Source organism: Mycobacterium shigaense (assembly GCF_002356315.1).
GTDB classification, from domain to species: domain Bacteria; phylum Actinomycetota; class Actinomycetes; order Mycobacteriales; family Mycobacteriaceae; genus Mycobacterium; species Mycobacterium shigaense.
This window is the reverse complement of sequence record NZ_AP018164.1, coordinates 5,132,200-5,147,741: the sequence shown is the minus strand read 5'-3', so window position 1 is coordinate 5,147,741 and position 15,542 is coordinate 5,132,200. Positions and strand designations below refer to the sequence as shown.

Here is a 15,542-nt window from a genome sequence, read left to right as displayed (position 1 = left end):
TGCCGCCGACCGCGCGGTCGTCGGACATCGGTCGAAGGTCTCACCCACCGGTCCGCCGGGACCGGTTCGCCGGCCGGGCTGTGCGCCAGTATGTCGACTCGACGATTGGGGGCTACTCCCCTTCGCTAACGGCCTCAGGCTACCGGGCGGCCCCGACGGGCGCCAACAGCGCCGCTAAGTTCGGTCGCCCGTATTCATCGATTCGAGGGGCGGACGACTCGACTGAATGTCCTTATGCGGCAAGCAGCATTGCCAGGATCGCGGTGTCGGGATGGCTGATGGGATCGACGCCGACGCGGCTGACCATCGAGGTGATCGTACCGTCGGATTCGGCCTCCACCCAGGCCGCGCGGTGCTCTAATCCCAGATACGGCAAGCCCGGTAGTAAGACGCATCCCGATGCCGCGCCGTTGCATTCGGGCAACGACGGCGTGGTTTCCGAGGGTGGGTGCAGCATCAGCAGCGCGGGCGGCTGGCGCTCCGCGAAATAGCCCGGCTGGATGGCGGATTCACCGAATACCGTGCCTTCGGCGAGCACCAAGCCGACGGTATCCGGCTCGGGTTCGTCGGGCAATTCCTCGCGGGCACCGAATACCGTTGTGGTGGAAAGCAATCCGGGCAGGGATGCGACCCGGACCGCAACCATGAGCAGTTGGGCCCATTCCTTGGTGGAATCCGGCCAGCGCCCGGAGATCACGAACCCTTTCAGGGCACCACGGGAATGAAAGGGGGCAACCCCGATCGGCCGACCCGATGCTGCTTCCATCTCGACCTCCCCGTGACGTGAGTTTCGAAATAACCACGCTGGTAGCTCGAATAATTAAGGATGCCTGCGGGTTAGGTGCGGTGCAACTCGACACGGCCGGTTGGCGCGGGCATTCTTGGCCCCCGCCAAAGGCGCGCAAAAAAGGCAGGGGCGCCACGGATATTCCGTGGCGCCCCTGCCTTCGCCGGTCGGGGGTCAGCCGAAAATCAGACCGTTGGTTTTCGACGTCGCGGCTTCATATCGTGACTGGACGTCCGGCCAGTTGACGACATTCCAGAACGCCTTGACGTAGTCCGCCTTGACGTTTTTGTACTGCAGGTAGAAGGCGTGCTCCCACATGTCGACCTGGAGCAACGGAATGATGCCGAGCGGGACGTTGGCCTGCTGGTCGTAGAGCTGGAAGGTCAACAGCCGGTCGCCGAGGCTGTCGTAACCCAGCACCGCCCAACCCGATCCCTGCAAACCGTTGGCGGCAGCGCTGAACTGAGCCTGGAACTTGTCGAACGATCCGAACTGCTCGTCGATCGCGGCGCCCAGGGCGCCGGTGGGCTTGTCGCCGCCGTCCGGCGACAGGTTCTTCCACCAGATGCTGTGGTTGACGTGGCCGCCCAGGTGGAAGGCCAGGTTCTTCTCGTTCAGGAAGATCGCGGAGTGGTCGCCGTTGGCCCGGGCTTCCTCCAGCTTGGCCACCGCGTCGTTGAGGCCTTTGACGTAGGTGGCGTGGTGCTTGGTGTGGTGGATCTCGTTGATCTGCCCGGAAATGTGCGGTTCCAGCGCTGCGTAGTCCCAGTCCAAATCGGGCAGGGTGTATTCAGCCACGGCATTCCTTTCTTCGATGATCGGTGGTGATCGCCTGACGAGCGTTCGCACGTGGTCGGCCACGCGGCAGCCTGACGCTATCAACCCTGCTCCATGATCGCGCGTGCCGCAAGAACGATTGCCGGACGCCGCTTGACCGAATACCCCGTCGGGGTGATTTCAAGACAAGACGATGAGCGCAAGAACGCCAAGCAGCGCGAGGGCGATGAGGCCGGCACGTAGTGCGGCGATGCTGTAACTCTGGTTCCAGGCGGGCGAGCCGGAATACGAGTTCGAGGCCTGCGAACCCGGACCGAAAGAATGCGTCGCCATCAAGCGCCTTTCACCTGCCGTCCACCGCGCCGCAGTGAGGTGAGTCACAACGGCTTTTCGTGATGGCGATCATAACGCGTTGTGATCACGTTGAAAAATAATCCCAGGAATTGGCCTGTGAGCTGCGAATTTGTCGGAAGTCGGGGGTGGGCGCAGCCGAGCCGGGGGCGGTGCGCGCCCAACGGGACCGACGTGGCGTCGGGTGCTTAGTGCGGCAAACCATTTCGATTGGGTAGCCGGCGCAGGCCTTCCACGACGACGACAACTGGCCGGCGCGTTATCCACAACGCGGCACGGCTCATCGTTAGACCCAGTATTAATGGTTCCCTTACCCGTTATCCCATTGTGGATAAACCTGTGGAAACTGTGGATAGCCATAGTCAATTGTTGGAGCTGGCGACCGATGGCCGGGAAGGTCCCAAACGCGTCGTCGGTGTGCGCGATCGGCGGACCGCTCGCCGGCCGGGCGGGTCCGCCAGATCGCCGGGCGGTTCGAGTGCGAATTCCCGGGCGCCGCAACCGGAGCCGGCGGGCCGTGTTCCGATGGCCGGTCCGAGAGCCGGGGCTACGCTGGTCCGGTGATCCAAGTGTGCTCCCAATGCGGCACTCGGTGGAACGTGCGCGATCGGCGCCGCGAGTGGTGCCCACGCTGTCGCGGGGCGTTGCTGGCACCTCTGGCAGACGCGCCGGCAGCCGACCCGCGGTGGAGTACGCAGCAGCCAGCCGCCGCGCCCCCGGCCTGGCAGCGCACCCCGCCCCAGCTGCCGCCGGGCTTTCGGTGGATAGCGGTGCGCCCCGGCGCCCCGCCGCCCGCGCGGCGCGGCCACCGGCCGTTGGGCCCCACCCCCCGGTATGCGGTGATCCCGCGTTGGGGCCTGGTGGACCGCGTCGATCAGCAAGACGGCGCCGCCGACGTTTCGGCGCGCCCCGGGCCGGCACCGGCGGCGGCGCGCCTGGCCATGTTCGTCAGCGTGCTGGTGCTGAGCTTCGCGGCCCTGGTCTATGTGGCGCGGTACGTGCTGCTGGTCATCAACCGGACCACCCTGCTTCCGACCTGGGTGGCCATCGTGGCGGATTGGCTCGGGGTGCTGGCCAGTGTCGCGGCGGCTACCTCGGTGATCGCCGCGGGTGTGCTGATGATCCAGTGGCTGGTCGCCCGGCGGGCCGCCGTCTTCGCGCATCACGGACTGCCCGAGCAGCGCTCCGCCCAGGCGCTGTGGGCCGGATGCGCGGTGCCGTTCGTCAATCTGCTCTGGGCGCCGGTGTTTGTCATCGAGTTGGCGGCACTGGAGGCGCACTACGCGCGACTGCGGCGACCGATCATCCAGTGCTGGGTCGCGTGGGTGTTCAGCTATCTGGCCTCGATCACCGCCATGATCACCAGCTTCGCCACCGACGCCCAAGGCATCGCTGACAACACCGCCCTGATGGTGTTCGCATACCTGCTGGCCGCAGTCACCGTGGCCGCGGTCGCCCGGGTCTTCGAAGCCTTCGTCCGCAAGCCGGTCGAACGGCCCGCGCATCGCTGGGTCGTGGTCAGCCCGGAGGAACCGGCACCTCCCGCTCCGGCCGGTCCGGTTGAGCTGGAGGGGCAGGAACCGGCAGCATAGGGGTATGACGTGGGCCGACGAGGTGCTCGGCGGGCACCCTTTTGTCGTTGCCCACCGCGGCGCCTCAGCTGATCGGCCCGAACACACGCTCGCCGCTTACGATCTCGCACTCAAAGAGGGCGCCGACGGTGTGGAGTGCGACGTCCGGCTGACTCGCGACGGCCACCTGGTGTGCGTGCACGACCGCCGGCTGGAACGGACGTCGAGCGGGGCCGGGTTGGTCAGCACGATGACGCTGGCCGAATTGCGTGAACTCGACTACGGCGCGTGGCACGGCAGCTGGCGGCCGGACGGCGCGCACGGCGACACCAGCCTGCTGACCCTGGACGCCCTGCTTTCCCTCGTCCTGGACTGGCAGCGACCGGTGAAGATCTTCATCGAGACCAAGCATCCGGTTCGCTACGGCTCGCTGGTCGAAAACAAGGTGCTGGCCCTGCTGCATCGCTTCGGCATCGCCTCGCCGGCCTCCGCCGATCGCTCGCGGGCGGTGGTGATGTCATTTTCGGCGGCCGCGGTCTGGCGGATCCGGCGGGCGGCGCCGCTGCTGCCGACCGTGCTGCTCGGCCGGACCGCGCGGTATCTGGCCAGCAGTGCCGCCACCGCCATCGGGGCGACCGCCGTCGGACCGTCGGTGGCGGCGTTGCGCGACTATCCGCAACTGGTCGACCGCGCACTAGCCCAGGGCCGGTCCGTCTACTGCTGGACCATCGACGAGTACGACGACATCGACTTCTGCCGCGATGTCGGGGTGGCGTGGATCGCCACCAACCATCCGGGCCGCACCCGCGCGTGGCTGCACAACGCTCGCACGATCGACGGCCGCGGCTAGTCCGTTGCTACTGCTGCCCGCCGAGACTGGTCGGTACCGGGGCGTCGGACCCCAGCGCGGTGAACATCTTGCCCGCCGCCTCGTCGTCCCACACCACCACCGAGCCCGCGTCGCTGCCGGCGAACGCACCGATCGGCACCGTTAGCGTGGTGGTCGGCCCGTGCAGCGCCCAGCCGAGCTGCGCCAGGTTCCACGCGTGGGCACTCTGGTCAACGGTCACCGCGCCGGCCGCCGCACGCGGCACGGAGTACCAGCGCCAGGGATTCAGCCGTACCCCCGGGCTGCCGGCACGATGCAGCAGCGCCGACACGAACTGCCGTTGGTTGACCATCCGGTCGAGGTCGGCGCGAGGGGTGTCCCGGCTCCTGACGTAGCCGAGCGCGTCGCGGCCGCCCAGCCGCTGGCATCCGGCCGGCAGATCGACGCCGGCCAGCGGGTCGTCGACCGCGGTGGTCGGGCACGCGGTGGTCGGGCACGCGGTCACCCCGCCGAGGGCGTCCACCACAGCCGCGAACCCGCCGAAGCCGATTTCGGCGCAATGGTCCAGGCGTAAACCGGTGGCCAGCTCGACCGTCTGGACCAACAGCGATGCGCCGTCCAGCGCGAACGCGGTGTTGACCTCGGCGGGGCCGGAGGGCAACGCGAAGGCGGTGCTCAGCGCCGCGCGCGCAGACCGTTGATGAAGGGGCAGCCCATCAGCACCCGGATCGCCTGACTCAGGCCCGTCATGTCGTCCACCGGCTTGTGGAACGGCAGCCGAATGTCGTGATCGCCCTCGTCGCCCTCGACGCGGAACCGCAGGCCGTACCGGTCAAGGCCTAGCGGCCGGACCCGTCCGCGGCGCAGTTGGGCGGGCAGCCGGGAGACCAGCCGCGCGACCACGTCGGCGTGAGCGTTGTCCAGGTGCCACAGCAGGCTCGACTCGACCTCGCAGAACGGGTCGGGCCGGGCCGCGAGCAGGTCGCGCACCCCGACGGCCTCGGCGCCGGTCGCGTCGGTCACCACGATCGAATCGATGGCCAGCCGCAGCAGGGCGTAGCGGGTGTCCCGCGGGCTGCTCGGCACCGAGTGTGGTGCGTTGACCTGCAGCAATGCCGGGTTCGGGCACTCGCTGGCGATCAGATCCAGCGTCGCCGGGATCGCGGTAGGCGGGACCTGATGCAGGCGGCCGCGCACCCACACCAGTGAACGCACGGGCTCGCGCAGCGGCAGCGGCGCATAGTCGGTCAGCTCGAGCAGCGCCTGCGCTCCGTCGACCAGGCAACCCGCCGCGCCGCCGCGCTCGAAGGGCACGGTCACCGCGAACGCTCCGTCGTCCAACAGGTGGTGTACCGGCGCGGCCACCGGGTCCTCGTCCCCGACGGCCAGTAGCGCGCCGCCTGCCCGCAGACAGGCGCTGCGGATGCGTTCGGCGGTCGTCGGCGCGGCGCTGGTCAGCGGTAACATCGTCCTCCTTTATGGTTAGGCAAGCCTAAGTTAACTCAGATCGCGGGACGCTGCAAGGCCTGATCCGAGCGGGCGCCGTTAGGGTTGAGGGCGTGGCCCGCATCACGTACCTCGGTCCCGAAGGGACGTTCACCGACGCGGCTCTGCTGCAGATGACGGCCGCCGGGTTGGTTCCCGACCACGATGCGGATGCGGTGCGGCGGGTGCCCGTCGACAGCACGCCGGCGGCGCTCGAGGCCGTCCGCGCCGGCGCGGCCGATTATGCGTGCGTGCCGATCGAGAACTCGATCGACGGGTCGGTGATGCCCACGCTGGACAGCCTGGCGATCGGGTCGCCGGTGCAGATTTTCGCCGAGACGACGTTGGACGTGGCGTTCAGCATCGTCGTCAAGCCCGGGCGCAGCGCCGCCGACGTGCAGAGGCTGGCGGCCTTCCCGGTGGCCGCGGCCCAGGTGCGGCAATGGATCGCGGCTCATCTGCCCGGAGCCGAACTGGTGCCCGCGTACTCCAACGCCGACGCTGCCCGGCAGGTGGCGGAGGGCCAGGCCGATGCCGCCGTGACATCGCCGCTGGCGGCGACACGTTGGGAGCTGGCCGCCCTGGCTAAGGGGGTCGTCGACGAACCCACCGCCCGTACTCGCTTCATCCTGGTCGGACGGCCGGGCCCGCCGCCGGGTCGGACGGGAGCCGACCGCACGTCGGTCGTGCTGCGCATCGACAACGCGCCCGGCGCGTTGGTCACCGCGCTCGCCGAATTCGGGATCCGCGGCATCGACCTGACCCGCATCGAATCCCGGCCGACGCGCACCGAGCTCGGCACCTACCTGTTCTTCGCGGACTGCGTCGGCCACATCGACGACTTCGCCGTCGCCGAGGCACTTAAGGCGCTGCACCGCCGTTGTGGGGATGTGCGATACCTGGGTTCGTGGCCGACGGGCGGAGCGGGGGCGGCAACCGCGGCACCCGCGGACGAGGCGGCCCGCTGGCTGCAGCGGGTGCGCGACGGGAAACCGGCGGACGGCGACGCGTTCGGGGGGGCCGCGCGATGAGCGGTCGTCTGGTGTTGGTCCGGCACGGCCAGTCCTACGGCAATGTCGAGCGCAGGCTGGACACCCGCCCGCCGGGCGCGGACCTGACGCCTCTGGGCCGCGATCAGGCCCTGACGTTCGCGCGTGCCACCGGGCGGCCCAGCCTGCTCGCGCACTCGGTGGCCAGGCGGGCCGCGCAGACCGCCGAGGTGATCGGCGGCGCGGTCGACGTGGCCGCGCAGCAGCTGTCGAACATTCACGAGGTTCAGGTCGGCAGGCTGGAAAACCGCAACGACGACGAAGCGATCGCGGAGTTCAACGCCATCTACGAGAGATGGCACCACGGCGAGCTGGACGTGCCGCTACCCGGCGGCGAGACCGGCAGCGAACTGCTGGGCCGTTACGTGCCGGTGCTCACCGAGCTGCGGATGCGGTACCTGGACGACCACGACTGGCACGGCGACATCGTCGTCATCAGCCACGGCGCGGCGATCCGGCTAGCCTCGGCGGTGCTGGCCGGAGTGGATGCGACATTCGCCCTGGACAACCACCTGAGCAACGCCGAGTCCGTGGTGCTGGCACCGATCACCGACGGGCGCTGGAGTTGCCTGCGGTGGGGCAGCCTCACGCCGCCGTTCTACCCGGAAGCCGGCAGAGCTGAAGCGACCCCGGTCGTCGACGCTGTGCGATCCGGCAGCGACCCGATGGGCTAGCGGGCCTTCAGACCGCCAGCGCGAGCGATTGGGTGCAGGTGCAGCCGACGGCCTCGCAGTCGATGACGAAGGCGTGCGGCCTCAACTCCGGGCTGTCACAGTCCGCCTCGGTGCACTCCGATCGGTGCAATGCGTGATGAATGATGGTGCCGTGGCAGTGATCTAGGCCTGCCCGGCAGTCGCGGCAGTCTGCGCTCATGAGCCGTTCATAGCACCGGGCGGCGACGAATTCGGGACGCCGCGCCCGGGCGGGACCGGGTTCTCAGGCCCAGCCCAGCTCCTCCAGGCGGTCGTCGTCGATGCCGAAATGGTGGGCGATCTCGTGGATCACCGTGATCGCCACCTCGTCGACCACGTCGTCGTCGGTGTCGCAGACGTCCAGCAGCGCCTCGCGATAGATCGTGATCGCGTCCGGCAGCGATCCGCCGTAATCGGAGTCGCGCTCGGTCAGCGCCACGCCCTCGTACAACCCGAGCAGTTCGGGATCATCCGGATGGCGGTCGTCGACGAGGATGACGATGTTGTCCATCGCGGCCGCCAGCTGCGGCGGAATCAGATCCAGCGCGTCGGCGACCAGTTCGTCGAATCGCTGCGGCTCCATCCGCACGGCCACCCGGCTAGCCTCCCGGCGCGGGCGCGTCGGGCGCCTGCGGTGCGGTTTCGCCCGGCGCGGGCGCCGCGGGCGAGTCCAGCGGCGGGCCGGAACCGGGCTGTCCGTTGTCGGCCGGCGGCGGGGCCTGGGTGGCCGGCGCTTGCGAGGCCGGTGAGCGCGGCAGAGTGACGACCGGCTGTTGCTGCGGCAGGTGCTGGTTGCCCGGGGGCATCTCCGGCGGGCCGCTGGACTGGCTGGCCGGCGGCTGGGGGGGCAGTTGCACCGGGATCGGCGGCATGGTCAGCCGCTCCTCGGGGATGTCGGGCGGGGGCACCGGCTGCTGACCGTTGATCAGCAGCTTGCCCTTGGCGCTGTTGACCAGCGTCGCCCAGCCGCCGTTGCCGAGCGTCGCGCCGATGCTGCAGGCGACCTCACGGCTGCCGGCCGACCAGCTGGACAGCGGGAGGGTGGGGTAGATCAGCGTCAGCGTGGTGCTGCGCAACTTGATCGGGGCCAGGTAGGCGTCGGTCATCTTGGTGCAGGAGTCCTTGATGAAGCCGTCCTGATCCGGCTCGGCGGGCAGGGCGGCGGTGAACTTCTCGGCCAGGTCGACCGTGCCGGTGACCTCCATAGCGTGCGGAGCCGCGCAGTCGACCGGAACGTCGACGGGCTGGTTGGTGGACGGGTCGATGCCCAGGCAGGTGCCGGCCGGCCACACCTTTGACTGGTCGACGTCGGCGACCTTGCCCTTGAAGGTGGCCTGCGAGTTGTTCGAGCCAGGTAGCTGCAGGCCGCACAGCATGCGCCGCTCGCCGGATTGGCGCCACGCGCGGTCGCCCGCCCACAGCATGCTGACGGTGAACTTGCTGTTGGGGTCGAACTTGGCGCCCAGGTAGCGATGCACCGCGGCCTCGCACTGCTCCTGGCTGATCTGCTGAATGCGGGCGGGCGACGGCGGCGGCGCGGTGGGCCCGTATTCGGCTCCCGGGAAGGTGCGCATGTCGATGGATTCGGCGACCTCGAACTTGTGGTCGTCGGTGCAGCTGACGATGCGGGCCGCCTCCGGCGTGACATCGGGCCACATCAGGCAGTCGCCGGTGGTGGCGCGGTTGAAGGCGGCGTCGCTCTTGGCCCCGGTGCTGGGCACCGGGGCGCTGTTCATGTAGCCGGCCAGCCGGCCCCCGTTGCTGTCGACCGGTATCGCGGTGACCAGGCCGGCGATCAGCAGGCCGCCCAGCGCGGTGAGCAGCAATGCCCGCCGGGTGGCCGCCGCCTGCAACGTGTTCGGCCAAGCGAAACCGGCCGCTGACCGTGCCGCCGCGGCGGAGACGGGCGGTGTCGCCGAAGAGGCTTCGGTTTCCAGGGTGTCCGACATCGGCTCCATTCTGACAGGAGCGGCTAAGTCAATGTGACAATAGTTGCAGAAGTGAGTCCTGGGGTGAGTGGAACCGGGTGCACCGCAACCCGGGCGCGGGGCGAAAAGTAGTCTTGCGGCCGTGATCGACTTGAAGTTGCTGCGCGAGGACCCCGACGCAGTGCGGCGTTCCCAAGTCAGCCGCGGCGAGGACCCGGCGCTGGTGGAGGCGCTGCTGACGGCGGATGCCGCGCGCCGGACGGCGATCGCCAAAGCCGACGGGCTGCGGGCGGAGCAGAAGTCCGTCAGCAAGAGTGTCGGCGCGGCCACCCCCGAGGAGCGTCCCGCCAGACTGGCGCACGCCAAGGAGCTGGCCGAGCAGGTCAAGGAATCCGAGGCGGAGCAGGCCGCCGCCGAGGCCGCATTCACGGCGGCGCACCTGGCCATCTCGAACGTCATCATCGACGGGGTGCCGGCCGGCGGGGAGGACGACTTCGCGGTCCTCGAGGTCGTCGGCGAGCCCCCGGCGATCGACCACCCGAAGGACCACCTGGAACTCGGCGAATCGCTCGGCCTGATCGACATGGCGCGCGGCGCCAAGGTTTCCGGGTCGCGGTTCTACTTCCTCACCGGCCAGGGCGCGCTGCTGCAGCTCGGTCTGCTGCAGCTGGCGCTGCGGCTGGCCGTCGACAACGGCTTCACCCCGATGATCCCGCCCGTACTGGTGCGGCCCGAGGTAATGGCCGGCACCGGATTCCTCGGTGCCCACGCCGACGAGATCTACCGGGTCGAGGCCGACGACCTCTACCTGGTCGGCACCTCGGAGGTGCCGCTGGCCGGGTATCACTCCGACGAGATCCTGGACCTGGCCGGCGGCCCGCTGCGCTACGCGGGCTGGTCGTCGTGCTTCCGCCGCGAGGCCGGCAGCTACGGCAAGGACACCCGCGGAATCATCCGGGTGCACCAGTTCGACAAGGTGGAGGGCTTCGTCTACTGCACGCCCGACGAGGCCGAGGCCGAACACCAGCGGCTGCTGGGCTGGCAGCGGGAGATGCTGGCGCACATCGAGGTGCCCTACCGCGTGATCGACGTGGCCGCGGGCGATCTCGGCTCGTCGGCCGCCCGCAAATTCGACTGCGAGGCCTGGGTGCCGACCCAGCAGACCTACCGCGAGCTGACCTCGACGTCGAACTGCACGACGTTTCAGGCGCGGCGGCTGGCCACCCGCTACCGCGACGAGAACGGCAAGCCGCAGATCGCCGCGACGCTCAACGGCACGCTGGGCACCACCCGGTGGCTCGTCTCGATCCTGGAGAACCACCAGCAGCCCGACGGCAGCGTGCGGGTGCCCGCCGCGCTGGTGCCGTTCGTCGGCACCGAGGTGCTCGAACCCTAGGCGTTCACGGTCTGGCGGGACTGGTCGTGCCGGCGCTGCCGTTCCATCGTCGCGAAGTAGAAGGCGAACGCGAACGCGAAACTGGTGAACAGGCTGGACACGAAGTACAGCCACGGGTGCTTGAAGCCCCGCCGGTAGCCGTCGACGATCGTAAATATCGGCAGCAGAACGACATTCGCGATCGTGTAGTCCTGGCTGGCCGAGCTGGCGGCCGGGTTGGTGAACATCAGCCTGATGTATTCGGCCCAGCTGCCGTGCTCTCCCCACAGCGGGTTGGTGGATCCGTGCGAGTACTCCTGCACGTAGGTGATGTTGAAGTACCAGCCGAGCGCGACCGAGGCGATGCCGACGACGTAGTACACGATCTCCATCGTCGAGAAGAGCGGGCCAGCGGCGGGCCGGGCGAAGACAGTCGAGTTCGACCTGACGATCCAGATGATGACCGCCAGGCCGAGTACCGCATGCGTGAGAAGCGAGACCATTCGCGCAGTCTCACCCCTGGCGGAAAGTTTTGTCAATATTGTCAAAAAGTTTCTTGATACCTTACTGCCATGGTCCGGCCCGCTCAGACGGCGCGCAGCGAGCGCACGCGCGAAGCGCTACGCCAGGCCGCCGTGGTGCGTTTTTTGGCCCAGGGTGTCGAGGACACCTCCGCCGAGCAGATCGCGGCCGACGCCGGCGTCTCGCTGCGCACCTTCTATCGGCATTTCAGCTCCAAACACGAATTGCTGTTCGCCGACTACACCGGGCTGCACTGGTTTCGCGCGGCGCTGGACGCCAGACCCGTCGACGAGCCGGTGATCGATTCGGTGCAGTCAGCCGTTTTCGCCTTCCCCTATGACGTTGAGGCCGTGACGAAGATCGCCGCGCTGCGGGGTGGCGACCTCGACCAGGGCCGCATCGTCCGTCACATCCGGGACGTCCAGGCCGACCTCGCCGACGCCATCGAGGAGCAGCTGCGGCGACGCAGCGCGGCCGACGGTCGGGCGCCGGATGTGCGGCTGCGGATCACGGTGACCGCCCGCTGCATCGCCGCGGCGGTGTTCGGCGCGATGGAGGCCTGGATGGTCGGCGAGGAGCGGTCGCTCGGCGAGCTGGCCCGCATCACGCACGTGGCGCTCGAGTCACTGCGCGACGGCATCTCCGGCACCTGGGTCACCGCAGTTTCGTCATAATTGACAAAACTTTGCGTCCATGCAAGCCTCCATCCTGGAGGTCAGGACATGACGGATTTTGACGCGATAGTTATCGGTGCCGGGCACAACGGGCTGACCGCGGCGGTGCTGCTGCAGAAGGCGGGGCTGCGCACCTTGTGCGTAGACCCCAAGCTCTACGCCGGCGGGATGGCTTCCACCGTCGAGCTTTTCGACGGGTACCAGTTCGAGATCGCCGGCTCGGTGCTGTTCCCGACATCGTCCGAGGTGGTCACCGCGCTGGGCCTGGACACCATGCCGACCATCGACCTGGACGTGATGTCGGTGGCGGTGCGCGGAGTCGGCGACGACCCGCTGATCCAGTACAGCGACCCCATCAAGCTGTTCACCCACCTCAACGAGGTGCACGGCGCGGAGGCCGTCAACGGCATGGCGGGCCTGATGGGGTGGGCGCAGGCACCGACTCGGGCGCTCGGCCGGTTCGAAGCCGGCCTCCCGCCCAAGAGTATCGACGAGATGTATGCCTGTGCGACAAACGAATTCGAGCGCTCGGCGATCGACGACATGTTGTTCGGCTCGGTCACCGATGTGCTAGACCGCTACCTGCCGGACCGGGAGAAGTTCGGTGCGATCCGCGGCTCGATGACCGTGCTGGCTGTCAACACGCTCTACCGCGGGCCGTCCACGCCGGGAAGCGCGGCGGCGCTCGCCTTCGGGCTGGGCGTTCCCGACGGCGACACCATGCAGATGAAGAAGCTGCGCGGCGGCATCGGCGCGCTCACCGAGCATCTGAGCGAGGTACTCACGAGCGCCGGCGGCGAAGTTCGGCTGCGCACCAAGGTGACCGACATCTTGGTCGACGACGGCCGGGTGACCGGGGTGCGCACCGAGTCGGGGGAGACGCTGAACGCCCCGATCGTTGTCTCGGGCATCGCGCCGGACGTCACCCTCAACGAGCTGGTCGACCCGGCCTTCCTGCCTGCCGACATCCGGGAGCGCTATGCACGCATCGACCACCGCGGCAGCTACCTGCAGATGCACTTCGCGCTCAACGAAGCCCCGAACTTCTCCGCTCCCTACGAGGTGCTGAACGATCCGGCCATGCAGGCCTCGATCGGCTTGTTCTGCACGCCGGAGGAGGTCCAGCAGCAGTGGGAGGACGCCCGCCGCGGCATCGTGCCCGCCGACCCCTCGGTCGTGTTGCAGATCCCGTCGCAGAACGACCCGGATCTGGCGCCCGAGGGCAAGCACGCCGCGTCGGCCTTCGCGCTGTTCTTCCCGATCGAGGGTGACGTTGACTACGGGCAGGCGAAGGTCGAGATGGGACAGCGGGTGATCGACAAGATCACCAGGCTCGCGCCGAATTTCGAAGGCAGCATCATCCGGCATACGACGTTCACGCCCAAGCACATGGGAGTGATGTTCGGGGCCCCGGGCGGCGACTACTGCCACGGACTGCTGAACGCGAACCAGATCGGGCCCAACCGGCCGGGGCCGAAAGGCTTTCTCGGTCAGCCCATTCCGATCGAGGGCTTGTATCTGGGCAGCGCGGGATGCCACGGCGGGCCGGGCATCACCTTCATCCCCGGCTACAACGCGGCCCGGCAGGCGCTCGACGACCTGGGTCGCTGACCGCTAAACCCGCTGACTGAGCAACTCATCGAGCAGCGCGAGGAACTCCTCGGGCTGCGCGGGTGTGAAGGCCGGGCGCAGCCGGTGCCGCGGGAGGTCGAGGGTGACCAGCGTCGACCGCACCGGCCGATGCATGTCCAGCGGCAGCCAGCGGCGCAGATCCGAGCTGCCCCACAGCTGGAATCGCTGACTGAGCAGACCCAGCGGCTCGGCCTTGTATCCGCGAATCACGTTCAGCGCCACGATCTTCGATGTGCCGGATGGAAAGTGATAGCGGCGCAACGTGATTGCCGTTCGGTCCAGCTGGACCAGGCCGTCGTCATACGACTGAGCGCCGGTCATTGCCGCGAGCTCCGCAGCTGGTGCCCCCGCGTGGTGAGGCAGCGGCCGTCGTCGAGTCGCCATTGCCAACCGTGCAGATTGCAGGTCAGCGTGTTCCCTTCCACCACGCCGAATTTCGAGAGGTCGGCCTTCAGGTGGGGGCAGCGGCGCTGCATTTCCCAGCCGTCCATCGTGATGGTCGCGGAGTCGTCGTGCGTCTCGGCGAACCAGCCGTCGGCGTAGGCGATCCGCTCGTCGGTCAGGCACTTGAAGAAGGTGTACAGGTATTCGTTGTAGCCGCCGACCCGCCACGCCCGGAAGCGGGTGGACAAGAAGATGGTGTTGACCCAGTCCGGTTCGCGATCACGCAGCACGGTGCGGACCAGTTCGGGCGCGATCGCGAACCCGTAGCGGACCTTCTCGTCGGGAATGCGTTCACGCACGACTCGCTTGGGGAAGTCCAGGACGACGGTCTCGGGACCGATCACCAGTTCGACGGGATAGCCGATGCCGTCGCAGATCTCGTTGCTCTGCAACATGATCGGCTCGAACAGTGCGCGCAGGGGCTCGAGCAGCGGCTCCCCGGCCGCCGGCGCCCAGCTCGCCTTCTCCGCGGCCAGGACCGGCGCCATCCGCTCGGCGTAGTCGGCGATGTAGGCGGCCTTGCCGGTGGTGAAGATTGCCTCGACCTGGTCGGTGGGCAGCGGGTGCGTCAGCGAAGTCAGCGTCGTGCCGGTGAAATCCGCGGCCGAGCCGGGAATCATCAGCAGCCCGCCGTCCTGCCCGTGGCGGCGCATCTGGTCCAGGAATACCAGCTGGTCGGGGAAGATGTTGGCCGGATCGCCGTGGTCGTCGTTGAGGTCGCGCAGCGCGGGGTCAAGGAAACACGGCGGCCCGGCCGACGGCACCACCCAGGTCGCGCCGACCTGGGCGATGTACTGGCGGGCCCGGTCCATTCCGCGTTGCCGTTTCTGGGTGCCGAACGATTCCTTAGCGCGCGCCGGCATGTCGTAGACCATCGGGTACCAGATCGCGCCGGAGTACTGCAGCAGGTGCACGTCGATGTGCCCGAACTCCGATTCGAGCATGTCCAGCTCGACCGGCCGGGCGTCGTTCATGTTGAACACCGAGGTGGTGCCGTCGGATACGACGAGCGCGGAATCGCCGATCGGTCCGTCCGCGGGTGCCCGCAGCGCGACGACCATGACGTCGAGGTCGCCGCGCGGCCCGCCGACCCGATGCTTGACCGAGTCGGTGGTCTCGAAGAACCGATAAAAGCCCAGCTCCTGCAGCGCGTTTCGGAGATCGGGCACCGGGAAGTCGGGCAGCAGCACGGTCGCGTCCTTGTTGACGTGCGCGCTCAGCAGCTTGGCGTCGAAGTGATCCTTGTGCAGGTGCGAGACGTACAGGTAGTCGCACTCGCCCAGGGCTGCCCAGTCCAGGGTGCTGTTGTCCGGGAACGGGAACCAGGACGCGAAATAGGCCGGGTTGACCCAGGGATCGCACAGGATGCTGCCCGCATGGGTCTGGATCAGAAATCCGGCGTGGCCGACGCTCGTGACCTGCACAA

At 68.4% G+C, this 15,542-nt stretch carries 17 protein-coding genes and 1 pseudogene; 7 read left to right on the top strand and 11 right to left on the bottom strand.

Annotated elements, in window-relative coordinates; genetic code table 11:
- Nucleotides 1-232: 232 nt before the first annotated feature.
- From MSG_RS24335 to MSG_RS25275, 3 genes are all read right to left on the bottom strand, one after another.
- On the bottom strand, nucleotides 233-766 hold the full coding sequence (locus MSG_RS24335; RefSeq protein WP_096443715.1) for a peptidase: 534 nt from the start codon (nucleotides 764-766) through the stop codon (nucleotides 233-235).
- A gap of 195 nt (nucleotides 767-961) precedes the next feature.
- Nucleotides 962-1,585 (bottom strand): superoxide dismutase, encoded by a 624-nt coding sequence (locus tag MSG_RS24330; protein WP_096444791.1) that lies wholly within the window; start codon nucleotides 1,583-1,585, stop codon nucleotides 962-964.
- A gap of 159 nt (nucleotides 1,586-1,744) precedes the next feature.
- Nucleotides 1,745-1,897 carry a hypothetical protein gene (locus MSG_RS25275; RefSeq protein ID WP_162899279.1) on the bottom strand — a complete coding sequence of 51 codons (153 nt, stop codon included), beginning with the start codon at nucleotides 1,895-1,897 and terminating at the stop codon, nucleotides 1,745-1,747.
- 578 nt (nucleotides 1,898-2,475) lie between these two features.
- Here MSG_RS25275 and MSG_RS24320 point away from each other — a divergent pair.
- Nucleotides 2,476-3,507 (top strand): DUF4328 domain-containing protein, encoded by a 1,032-nt coding sequence (locus MSG_RS24320; RefSeq protein WP_096443711.1) that lies wholly within the window; start codon nucleotides 2,476-2,478, stop codon nucleotides 3,505-3,507.
- A gap of 4 nt (nucleotides 3,508-3,511) precedes the next feature.
- A complete protein-coding gene (locus MSG_RS24315; protein ID WP_096443709.1) occupies nucleotides 3,512-4,336 on the top strand; it encodes a glycerophosphodiester phosphodiesterase in 825 nt (274 codons plus the stop codon).
- Between the two features lie 7 nt (nucleotides 4,337-4,343).
- Here the strand turns inward: MSG_RS24315 and MSG_RS24310 are convergent.
- Nucleotides 4,344-4,952 (bottom strand): annotated as a pseudogene (locus MSG_RS24310) (LCP family protein); the annotation flags it as partial.
- 38 nt (nucleotides 4,953-4,990) lie between these two features.
- On the bottom strand, nucleotides 4,991-5,782 hold the full coding sequence (locus MSG_RS24305; RefSeq protein ID WP_096443705.1) for a DUF2470 domain-containing protein: 792 nt from the start codon (nucleotides 5,780-5,782) through the stop codon (nucleotides 4,991-4,993).
- 92 nt (nucleotides 5,783-5,874) lie between these two features.
- Between MSG_RS24305 and pheA the strand changes: the two genes are divergently transcribed.
- Both pheA and MSG_RS24295 read left to right on the top strand, forming a co-directional pair.
- Nucleotides 5,875-6,831: a prephenate dehydratase gene (gene pheA, locus MSG_RS24300; RefSeq protein ID WP_096443703.1), complete on the top strand. Its 957-nt coding sequence runs from the start codon at nucleotides 5,875-5,877 to the stop codon at nucleotides 6,829-6,831.
- The gene (locus tag MSG_RS24295) at nucleotides 6,828-7,523 is read left to right on the top strand and encodes a histidine phosphatase family protein (RefSeq protein WP_096443701.1); all 696 of its coding nucleotides are present in this window, start codon (nucleotides 6,828-6,830) and stop codon (nucleotides 7,521-7,523) included. Before pheA ends, MSG_RS24295 begins: the two co-directional genes overlap by 4 nt.
- Nucleotides 7,524-7,530: 7 nt before the next feature.
- Here the strand turns inward: MSG_RS24295 and MSG_RS24290 are convergent, their stop codons facing one another.
- From MSG_RS24290 to MSG_RS24280, 3 genes are all read right to left on the bottom strand, one after another.
- Nucleotides 7,531-7,722, bottom strand: coding sequence for a hypothetical protein (locus MSG_RS24290; protein ID WP_096443699.1), 192 nt, complete (start codon nucleotides 7,720-7,722; stop codon nucleotides 7,531-7,533).
- Nucleotides 7,723-7,785: 63 nt separating this feature from the next.
- A complete protein-coding gene (locus tag MSG_RS24285) occupies nucleotides 7,786-8,136 on the bottom strand; it encodes a metallopeptidase family protein (protein ID WP_096443697.1) in 351 nt (116 codons plus the stop codon).
- Between the two features lie 4 nt (nucleotides 8,137-8,140).
- The gene (locus MSG_RS24280) at nucleotides 8,141-9,499 is read right to left on the bottom strand and encodes a septum formation family protein (protein WP_096443695.1); all 1,359 of its coding nucleotides are present in this window, start codon (nucleotides 9,497-9,499) and stop codon (nucleotides 8,141-8,143) included.
- Nucleotides 9,500-9,611: 112 nt separating this feature from the next.
- Here MSG_RS24280 and serS point away from each other — a divergent pair, with 112 nt between their 5' ends.
- Entirely contained in the window at nucleotides 9,612-10,865 is a 1,254-nt protein-coding gene (serS, locus tag MSG_RS24275; protein ID WP_096443693.1) for a serine--tRNA ligase, read from the top strand.
- Here the strand turns inward: serS and MSG_RS24270 are convergent.
- Nucleotides 10,862-11,347, bottom strand: a complete 486-nt coding sequence (locus tag MSG_RS24270; RefSeq protein ID WP_096443691.1) for a DUF2834 domain-containing protein — start codon at nucleotides 11,345-11,347, stop codon at nucleotides 10,862-10,864. The two genes, serS and MSG_RS24270, sit on opposite strands and share 4 nt — an antisense overlap.
- A gap of 69 nt (nucleotides 11,348-11,416) precedes the next feature.
- On the opposite strand from MSG_RS24270, the gene MSG_RS24265 reads away from it, so the two are divergent.
- Both MSG_RS24265 and MSG_RS24260 read left to right on the top strand, forming a co-directional pair.
- Nucleotides 11,417-12,040: a TetR/AcrR family transcriptional regulator gene (locus tag MSG_RS24265; protein WP_096443689.1), complete on the top strand. Its 624-nt coding sequence runs from the start codon at nucleotides 11,417-11,419 to the stop codon at nucleotides 12,038-12,040.
- A gap of 48 nt (nucleotides 12,041-12,088) precedes the next feature.
- On the top strand, nucleotides 12,089-13,651 hold the full coding sequence (locus MSG_RS24260) for a phytoene desaturase family protein (RefSeq protein WP_096443687.1): 1,563 nt from the start codon (nucleotides 12,089-12,091) through the stop codon (nucleotides 13,649-13,651).
- Nucleotides 13,652-13,654: 3 nt separating this feature from the next.
- Here the strand turns inward: MSG_RS24260 and MSG_RS24255 are convergent, their stop codons facing one another.
- Both MSG_RS24255 and MSG_RS24250 read right to left on the bottom strand, forming a co-directional pair.
- A complete protein-coding gene (locus MSG_RS24255; protein ID WP_096443685.1) occupies nucleotides 13,655-13,993 on the bottom strand; it encodes a hypothetical protein in 339 nt (112 codons plus the stop codon).
- Nucleotides 13,990-15,540 carry an MBL fold metallo-hydrolase gene (locus MSG_RS24250; RefSeq protein WP_096443683.1) on the bottom strand — a complete coding sequence of 517 codons (1,551 nt, stop codon included), beginning with the start codon at nucleotides 15,538-15,540 and terminating at the stop codon, nucleotides 13,990-13,992. The genes MSG_RS24255 and MSG_RS24250 overlap by 4 nt, the downstream gene beginning before the upstream one ends.
- Nucleotides 15,541-15,542 lie beyond the last annotated feature (2 nt).

Coding starts and splice junctions, on each gene's coding strand:
- MSG_RS24260 (WP_096443687.1), top strand. CDS start 12,089: ATGACGGATTTTGACGCGATAGTTATCGGTGCCGGGCACAACGGGCTG.
- MSG_RS24295 (WP_096443701.1), top strand. CDS start 6,828: ATGAGCGGTCGTCTGGTGTTGGTCCGGCACGGCCAGTCCTACGGCAAT.
- MSG_RS24265 (WP_096443689.1), top strand. CDS start 11,417: ATGGTCCGGCCCGCTCAGACGGCGCGCAGCGAGCGCACGCGCGAAGCG.
- MSG_RS24280 (WP_096443695.1), bottom strand. CDS start 9,499: ATGGAGCCGATGTCGGACACCCTGGAAACCGAAGCCTCTTCGGCGACA.
- MSG_RS24305 (WP_096443705.1), bottom strand. CDS start 5,782: ATGTTACCGCTGACCAGCGCCGCGCCGACGACCGCCGAACGCATCCGC.
- MSG_RS24315 (WP_096443709.1), top strand. CDS start 3,512: ATGACGTGGGCCGACGAGGTGCTCGGCGGGCACCCTTTTGTCGTTGCC.
- MSG_RS25275 (WP_162899279.1), bottom strand. CDS start 1,897: ATGGCGACGCATTCTTTCGGTCCGGGTTCGCAGGCCTCGAACTCGTAT.
- MSG_RS24290 (WP_096443699.1), bottom strand. CDS start 7,722: ATGAGCGCAGACTGCCGCGACTGCCGGGCAGGCCTAGATCACTGCCAC.
- MSG_RS24335 (WP_096443715.1), bottom strand. CDS start 766: ATGGAAGCAGCATCGGGTCGGCCGATCGGGGTTGCCCCCTTTCATTCC.
- MSG_RS24270 (WP_096443691.1), bottom strand. CDS start 11,347: ATGGTCTCGCTTCTCACGCATGCGGTACTCGGCCTGGCGGTCATCATC.
- MSG_RS24255 (WP_096443685.1), bottom strand. CDS start 13,993: ATGACCGGCGCTCAGTCGTATGACGACGGCCTGGTCCAGCTGGACCGA.